The organism is Staphylococcus sp. HMSC072E01, assembly GCF_001814125.1.
In the GTDB taxonomy this organism is placed as follows: domain Bacteria; phylum Bacillota; class Bacilli; order Staphylococcales; family Staphylococcaceae; genus Staphylococcus; species Staphylococcus hominis.
Window position 1 is genome coordinate 344127 of record NZ_KV814990.1, and the last position, 8198, is coordinate 352324.

An 8198-nucleotide genomic window follows, 5' to 3' on the forward strand; every position below is an offset into this window, starting at 1 on the left:
GAGCTATTAAGCCGACCATTCGACAAGTTTTGGGATTGTTAAGGGTTCCGAGGATCAACGTCAATAAAGCAATTGGAATAAAGCAACAATAATTGAATAAGGTGAGCTATTTTACTGAAATTTATTTTGTTAATAAGATCCATGTTAAATGTCCCAGGATAAAAATAATAATAATCGTTAACATAGAACTGATATAGGCTATTATTTTTATTTTTCTTTTACTGAATTCTGGACTTTTATAAACTGAAAAATAAAACATAACGAGAAAACCGAAAAATATCCCACACATGATTATTAGAATATCCCAACTAATATTCATGTAGCCTCTGTGTATTAATCCATAGGTTACTAAAATTACAAAAAATGAAATAAATTGTCTTATGACAGGTATCATTTACTAGTCTCCAAAATAAAACAATTGGAATAAAGCAACATTGATGTTAGATAAATAAGTTATAAATAAAATCTGTAAAGTATGTCTCTAAAAATGCTGCGAGTATGTATAAAGGCAAAGCAATTAGAAAATATATTTTAAGTAAATTACTAAAAGCTAATACAAACGAAAAATTCTGTTTTTTATTCTTTTTAAAAAGATTACTTATTTTTCTAATGATTGTTTTATTTAATTTATATAAACCACTGATAACAAAACACATTGCGAATGTTTCAATTATTGCATGTGGTATAGAAGATAAAACCATAAGAAGACCTTTATTAAAATCAAAATGGATTGCGAAACCAAATGCAATTCCTGTAATTATACTTGTGGAAACTATATTTAAAAAATATAGAAATGGTATTGGGATTAAAGAAAAGATAAACATTTGAAATGGGACTCGGATGGCATTATTTAATATATATTGCCATAGTTTATTTAAACCTTGTGCATTATCAAGACTAGAAGGTACTTTATTTGATATATTTTTAAATGTTTCAAATGATGGATTGAATATAATTGATAGAGTGAAACTTAGTAATAAAAGACTTGTTGCTATTATGAATATTTTTAGTGATCTTTTGAAATAATTTTCGTCTTTGATTTTTAACATGATCTACTCCTTTTTCTCTTGTTTTTTAAAACGAGTGAAACGAGTTTCTTCTTATCTTGATTATAAGTTTTCATTTATTCTCATTGACGTACATTTTGTATCTTTATTTAGTCTTACATGCATAAAAAACGGGCAATTTAATTCGTCTATTTTTTTAGACTTTTATGATAATTTTGTATACCTATACATACTTTCAAAGTTAATTTTACAGTATAAATTAACAAAAAAGAGCATTCTTCATGAATTATTTTTTTAATTTTTTTAAAAAATATAAATGAACATTGTATATTACTACTGCGCTTATTAGCATAATTATTGTATAAAGTATCGTACCTAAAATATCATGGTGTTTGATAAAACATATTTTTTTAACAATGCGGCTACGATAAAGATCATTATACAGTTAATTACATGAAAAGTAGTATTAATGGTTACTTTTTTGTTTTTCTTCATTAAAAAAACTCCTATTTCTCAAATAAGTGATTAAAATAATAAAGTAAAATCGTTAGTTGTTATTTGATTAATCTTATTTGTATTAGCTATATTAAAACGAATATTCTCAATTTGTATCTTTATTCTGTTAATAAAATAAACAACAAATATCCTAAAACAATCACAATTATAACAATTTTATTAACACTGCCTATATTACCCTACTCTACTGAATAAAACGCCTTCTGAAGGGTAAATACAAATGTGAAGAAAATTAAATCAACTTTTAAAATAGATAAAGAAGAGCGGAAATGCTCAACCAAAGGAGGACTTCACTATTATGAAATACGTAGTAGTCGGAACATCACATGCAGGCTATGCTGCAATAGAAACATTATTAATATCAGATCCAGAGGCGGAAATCGAAGTATTTGAAAGTGCCGAGACGCCTTCATTCTTATCTTGTGGTATTCAAAGTTATTTAGAAGATGTTGCACCATCATTACAATCCTTGCATTATGCAGATGCAGAATCGTTAAAAGAACAAGGCGTGAACTTGCATCTTCAAACAACGGTAACGGATTTAGATACTCAAAATAAAACCGTGACTATTAAAAAAGATGGCAACACTTCAGAAGTCTCTTATGATAAATTATTCTTAAGCCCAGGCGCTGTACCAAACGAACTACCAATCAATGGCATCAACGAGTACAATAATGTCTTATTTATGCGTGGTGAAGAATGGGCCAGCAAAATCAAAGAACGCATGCAAAATGCGAAGAAAGCCATTGTAGTCGGCGGCGGTTATATCGGTATCGAAGCAGCCGAAGCCTTTACCAAAGCCGGCATCGATACAACACTTATGGATGACCACGATCGTATTATCAACACTTATTTAGATAAAGAATTTACAGATATTTTAGAGAAAAACATTGCCGAACACGGCTTAAAATTTAAAGGAAATGCGAGCGTTAAAGCCTTGAAAGTAGACGATAACAACAATGTTACAGCCGTAGTCACAGATGACGGCGAATACGAAGCAGATACAGTATTATTTGCTGTCGGCGTTAAACCTGCAACAGAATGGTTAGACGGCAAAGTTGAACTTGGCAAAAAAGGTATTATCAAAATCAACGACCGCTTAGAAACATCAGAAAAAGACGTTTATGCAAGTGGCGACGCAACGCTTATTCCATTCGCGCCTATCAACGAAGACCGCTATATTGCACTTGCAACTAACTCTCGTCGTCAAGGTTACGTAGCAGCACGCAACATGGCAGGCAAAGACATGAAGATGCCACGCGTTTCAGGTACATCTGGTCTTTCTTTATTCGATTACAAATTCGGTCAAACAGGCGTACATGAAACAGAAAAAGACAGTTACGACGGCAACTTAGGAGCAAAATATATCGAAGTACCTGTGCGTCCTAAATTCCGTCAAGACGATACAACAGTTCACCTTAAAATCATATTCGATGAAGATACACATCGCATTCTAGGCGGACAAATTATGAGTACGGAAGACTTAGTAGAATCTATCAACACACTATCGGTTGCAATCAATGCAGGCTGGACATTAGAAGAACTCGCATTAGTCGACTTCTTCTTCCAACCAGACTTTAACCGTCCATGGAACTACTTGAACATCCTAGCACAACGCGCACTAGGCGACGATGTCTTCCCTAAAGACAAACAACTCTTCTAAACCCTTACGGACAAAAAAAGGTGCGTCTCTCCTCAAGGAGAGACGCACCTTTTTAATGAGCTTAATACTATTTTAAAGAGACTCCAACCCTTTGAAAGCATATAAAAGAATCGATAAGTCTGCATACCCACTTATCGATTCTTACTTTATTTAGAGATACATTTCTTTAATGTGGCGAGTTTGATTAACCTTCTCTTCTTTTTCCAATTCTTCACGATTTGCTTGATTTCACTAGTAGCTTTTTTCATTTTTAAAATTTTAAATACCTTTATTTTGAAATTTAAGGGGTATTTTAAAGATTTAGGGGTAAATCATACATTTTTTTATATAAGCTCTTAAAAAGCAAATATAAATCAAATAAATGTATTTTAAGTACACCAACTAAAATTTGAGCAAACCCAGTGAATAATTTTTTAGACACTGTCCATTTATATATAAACTTAAAAGTTAGTATGAAAAGTGGTCAACCATGCCGGCTGAGCGCTATCATTCCCACAGAAACAAAAAAGCATAAAAAAACGTTGAAAGCCTAATAACATCAATTTTAAGTATTTCTAACTATAGATTAAAAAACCTTCGTAAGCTTATAAAACTTAATGAAGGTTTTTTAGTATTCATCATATATTTTATAGCATATTCACTCAAAAGAAAATTTTCCAGAAGAATTTAACTTGATTGTTATGATTTTTTAAGGTGTCTATATATTAAGTAATAATATTAAAGGCTAGGTAGATGAATGAATTGGATGATATTGATTATTATTTTATTTCTAGCAAGTATGACATTTACGGTATCAGTCAAAAAGAAACAATAAGGTAAATTAAAATGAATAATATATACAATTAACTACTCATAATCATCATTTATGTTTATTATTTTTTATTCATTAATTGAACTTGTCATATAGACGAATTATGTTAAATAATATTTTATGTTAGCTTAAATTTTAAGAAGGAGATGGTAAAAATAGATAAAAAGACCTTTAAAAATACTTTTAAAACAGCATTAGTTACAATTTTGATTTTAGTATATTTTTTATTTTCACTAAGCGACAAATATAGTATTATCTTACTTTGTTTATTAGCTATTATTTTAGGTACAATTATTCATTTTTTAGTAGAATTTATTGGTGACTATTTATATAAAAAATAAAAGGTGGACGCAAATTCGTTCTAAAACTTTATGATCACATTCGTGTATAAAATTTTAATCACTCAAAAATCAACTAATTATTTTATTAGTTAAATGCTTTAGTTTTTATATTTTTATCTTTTAAAAATGCTTCTACTTCTTTTTGTTTTTTTCCATTTACATCTTTTTTATATTGTTCATTAATTGAATTTATCTTATCAATATCTTTTGTAGATAGATTATCTGAATTAGAATTTTTATTTACTTTTTGTATTTGTGTATTCAATTTGTTTAAGTACTGATTAGCAGTTGTTATATAATCTTTAGTTTTAAACACTCCATCTTTATATCCATTTGGTAAATTATTGTTTTGAATAAAATTAGAAAAATTACTATCATTTTTATCATTCATTTCAGTTAATGAATTTAGTTTTTTTAACTCATTTTTATTTAAGTTATCTTTATTACGTAAACTTTTAATATTTTCAAATATAGCATGAGATGTATCTAAATATTTTGAAACGCTCTTTTTAACTTCTTTTTTACTGATATTTTCATTAATTTTGTTAGATGAAAATACTTCCTTAGGTATTGCTGGTAGTTCATTTTTATTAGAAGATTGATTTTTTGATTTTTCTGTAGAGTTACCACAAGCAGTTAATGAAAAAAATAAAAGAGAAACCATTATTAACACAAGAAATTTCTTTAAATTCATTTAAAATTCTCCTTTTTTAAGCTTTTCTTTATTCTTACCAATCTTTTTCAAGTTGTTTTAAAAATTCTTTTCGATTATATTCTAAATCTTGATCGTACTTTTCACTTTGAACTTCTCTCATATCTCTACTTTTATTTAATCAATTAGGCGTTTTCTCTCGACTTCTCCCATGTGGCTCCTTGCGGTTAGGTTTTCGGTTTTTCCTAAGAGTATCGTCGCTAGACACAAATGTGTCTCGTTCACTCATTCATTCCCACCACGCTTTCTTCGAAAGTTATTACTTAACGTAACCTAAGCATATAAAACATGCAAAGGTGATTTAAGTAATATAGTGGTTTGGAGTACTGGCTTTGCTAGCCACCATTATAAAATTTTATAAATAAATAATAAAAAATGTAAATTAGATGTTTAAATAGAATATGATTTTTTGTTAAGGTTTAAATATAAAAATATTAGGAGGCTAATCAAGAAGATTACAAAATCAATCAAAATATAGCCAATATCATTTATGATAATCTCGAAAGAAATGATAATGGTGAATTACAAATTATTGATAAAGAATATTTAAAGAATGAACTAAGTAATTCTGGTTTAGATGTTACAGTTAATGATGTTGAGAACTATGTGAATCAATATAATAAAACTATGCAAGGAAAAAATGGTGAAAAAGCGAAAGAAAATTTAGTAGCTTTTAAAAAAGAAGTTGAAAAACAACAACAAAAAAATAGTACAAGTACGAGTAATAGAGATGCTTGCGATGCTATAACTGTAACTGGTTTTGCTCATACTACAGCTACATCAAGAGCAATGGTAGCATTAGGAGTTAGCGGACCTGTTGGCTGAGGAGTTGCAGCAGGAATGGAAGCGTTATATGCTGGAGAATCTATTGCTTGTAATCATGCGTAGGTGAAAAGATGAAAAAATTAATAGATAAATATTTTTTCACTATAAGTCAAGCAACTATCTTATTTATTTTTGCAATTCCAATGACAAACTTAGTGATTAAAAGTCTTTTACTTTATATTTTATTATTTATTATCTTAATTGGAAGTACATTTTTTATTGAACGTGATTTAAGTAAAAAATACTCACTACAGGAAAAAGCAAAAAAAATGTGCTTCACATTGTTACCTATTAATATAGTAGTTGTTCTTATATTCTTTATATTTATACTTTAATATTATAATGAATATATAAGATTAAACTATAGCACATCAAATATTTTAATATTTGATGTGCTATATATTTTGTGGGAGAAAAAATATGAAAAAGAGTAACGTAATTTTAATAATATGTCTTGTTTTTATTTTAGTAGGATGCTCAAAAAGAAAATAATTATTTATGGAGACTACAAGTGTCCTTATTATAAAAAAGTAGAAACTAATATTGTGCTTAAATTACAAAAAGATTATCTTGATAAAGATAAGGCTGATTATAAATTTGTAAATATGGCATTCTTAGGTAAAGATGCAATCAAAGGATCTAGAGCTGGTCATGTAGTTCAAAATATTGCCCCTAACCGTTATTTAGAATTTCAAAAATTAATTTTTTCAAAACAACCTAATCATGAAAATGAATGGTTAACTGAACAATTAATTGACCGACAAATTGATAAACTCAATATTAGTGATAAAAAAGCAAAAAAAATTAAAAAAGACTATAAAAATAAAAATAGTCAATCTTGGAAAGATGCTCAGAAAGATATAAAACTTTATAAAGATAAAAAAGTTAAAGAGGCGCCAACTGTTTATGTAAACGGTAAAAAATTGAAAGATCCTTATAGTTATACAGAATATAAAAAGTATTTGAAGTAATTAATTTAAAAAAGGTAATCATATTGATGAATTTTCAAAAATCGATATTAAAAATATATTAGAAAAAATAGCTGAAATTGAAGAAACACTATATCAAAGAAATGAATAAGTTATACAAAGATACTACCCATAATCATAACTTATGTCTAAATAAACAACAAAAAGTAACAATAACAAACTTGATTTTAGTAAAATATAAATACCTTTAAATTTTTTAAATTATTCACACTAAAGCTAATACATAAGTGTCTATCCCTATTTAAAAAACGTTATTTCTATATAGTATCAAGACAAGAAGAAACTCGTTTCAAAAAAAGCTTCAAAAAGCCCCCTTTTTCGAAAAAGGGGACCAAAAAATTAATACTTTAAGATTGTTTTCTTTTTCTATTTTGAATCCAATATGCACTACCTAATAAACCAACAGGAATACCTGCTAACGGCGTTAGAATATTGCTAAGTATAAATGTAACAACAACTACAATACTTACGTTCTTAAAATTTAATTCTAAATTTTTAAGATCTTCCCAAGATTGTTTTAATACATTTTTTACAGACATAGTAAAACCTCCTCTACACTTACCTTAATTATAACACTTTAAAGTTTTAAAAATATATACAACTATAGTTCTAACAACCGTTTTTTTCTTTATTCCAATTGCTTTATTGACGTTGAGCTTCGGAACCTTAACAATCCCAAAACTTGTCGACTGGTAGGGTTAATAGCTCACGCTATGCCGACATTCGTCGATTTTTACCTTAGTTTTAAGTAATCGGTGTTATAGCAAAGATATAAAAATTAATACTACTTCAAAATTCAACTAAGATTTAAGCTACTAGTTTTTTTGCTAGTAGATTTTTTTTATTTTATATATCCAAAGGTGTACTTAAACACCTAAAAGGTATGTTCTAAAATCAAATTTACGTGTAATATAATCCAATATATCTATTTTGTATTTTAAGAGCCATTAAATAAATAATATATAAAACACTCCTGAATGCTCTAAAAAATATCTTAAAATTGCAAATAAGGGTACTATAATTTTTATTAACAATGACTATTTTGGAAATAAAAATAAGAAATTAAAGTAAACAGTGAAGAAAAGCATAACCTATTTTTTAACAATGTAAGTTTTACTTTTTGAAATATTACAAACAAAATAGGATTTTCAAATAGGATTTTGCATGAGCATAAGGAAATCCAGTACCACCTTAAGTGGTATTCAGCATAGCTGAAGGATTATCTTATGCTCCCCTTGATTAAGTGCTCTTTTTAAAATCATCATAAATGCTGATATAACAATACTTATAGTTAATATTAAATAAGAATTGATCGATACTATAACCTCTAATAT

7 protein-coding genes are annotated in these 8198 nt (G+C 27.8%); 4 read left to right on the plus strand and 3 right to left on the minus strand.

Features of this window, described 5'->3' with window-relative positions; all coding sequences use genetic code 11:
• Positions 1-440: 440 nt before the first annotated feature.
• On the minus strand, positions 441-1049 hold the full coding sequence (locus tag HMPREF2953_RS10135; RefSeq protein WP_070673209.1) for a stage II sporulation protein M: 609 nt from the start codon (positions 1047-1049) through the stop codon (positions 441-443).
• Positions 1050-1821: 772 nt separating this feature from the next.
• Between HMPREF2953_RS10135 and HMPREF2953_RS10140 the strand changes: the two genes are divergently transcribed.
• Positions 1822-3186, plus strand: coding sequence for an FAD-dependent oxidoreductase (locus tag HMPREF2953_RS10140; protein ID WP_070673210.1), 1365 nt, complete (start codon positions 1822-1824; stop codon positions 3184-3186).
• A gap of 1237 nt (positions 3187-4423) precedes the next feature.
• Here the strand turns inward: HMPREF2953_RS10140 and HMPREF2953_RS10150 are convergent.
• On the minus strand, positions 4424-5032 hold the full coding sequence (locus tag HMPREF2953_RS10150; RefSeq protein WP_070673214.1) for an NDxxF motif lipoprotein: 609 nt from the start codon (positions 5030-5032) through the stop codon (positions 4424-4426).
• 624 nt (positions 5033-5656) lie between these two features.
• Here HMPREF2953_RS10150 and HMPREF2953_RS11535 point away from each other — a divergent pair.
• From HMPREF2953_RS11535 to HMPREF2953_RS10165, 3 genes are all read left to right on the plus strand, one after another.
• Positions 5657-5875 (plus strand): hypothetical protein, encoded by a 219-nt coding sequence (locus HMPREF2953_RS11535; RefSeq protein WP_176746046.1) that lies wholly within the window; start codon positions 5657-5659, stop codon positions 5873-5875.
• A 71-nt stretch (positions 5876-5946) separates the two neighbouring features.
• Positions 5947-6210 carry a hypothetical protein gene (locus tag HMPREF2953_RS10160; protein ID WP_002454682.1) on the plus strand — a complete coding sequence of 88 codons (264 nt, stop codon included), beginning with the start codon at positions 5947-5949 and terminating at the stop codon, positions 6208-6210.
• Positions 6211-6348: 138 nt separating this feature from the next.
• Positions 6349-6846, plus strand: a complete 498-nt coding sequence (locus tag HMPREF2953_RS10165; protein ID WP_371091018.1) for a DsbA family protein — start codon at positions 6349-6351, stop codon at positions 6844-6846.
• Between the two features lie 365 nt (positions 6847-7211).
• On the opposite strand, the gene HMPREF2953_RS10170 is transcribed toward HMPREF2953_RS10165, so the two are convergent.
• The gene (locus HMPREF2953_RS10170) at positions 7212-7403 is read right to left on the minus strand and encodes a VraH family peptide resistance protein (RefSeq protein ID WP_002449597.1); all 192 of its coding nucleotides are present in this window, start codon (positions 7401-7403) and stop codon (positions 7212-7214) included.
• Between the last annotated feature and the right edge of the window lie 795 nt (positions 7404-8198).

Coding starts and splice junctions, on each gene's coding strand:
- HMPREF2953_RS10135 (WP_070673209.1), bottom strand. CDS start 1,049: ATGTTAAAAATCAAAGACGAAAATTATTTCAAAAGATCACTAAAAATA.
- HMPREF2953_RS10140 (WP_070673210.1), top strand. CDS start 1,822: ATGAAATACGTAGTAGTCGGAACATCACATGCAGGCTATGCTGCAATA.
- HMPREF2953_RS10150 (WP_070673214.1), bottom strand. CDS start 5,032: ATGAATTTAAAGAAATTTCTTGTGTTAATAATGGTTTCTCTTTTATTT.
- HMPREF2953_RS10160 (WP_002454682.1), top strand. CDS start 5,947: ATGAAAAAATTAATAGATAAATATTTTTTCACTATAAGTCAAGCAACT.
- HMPREF2953_RS10165 (WP_371091018.1), top strand. CDS start 6,349: ATGCTCAAAAAGAAAATAATTATTTATGGAGACTACAAGTGTCCTTAT.
- HMPREF2953_RS10170 (WP_002449597.1), bottom strand. CDS start 7,403: ATGTCTGTAAAAAATGTATTAAAACAATCTTGGGAAGATCTTAAAAAT.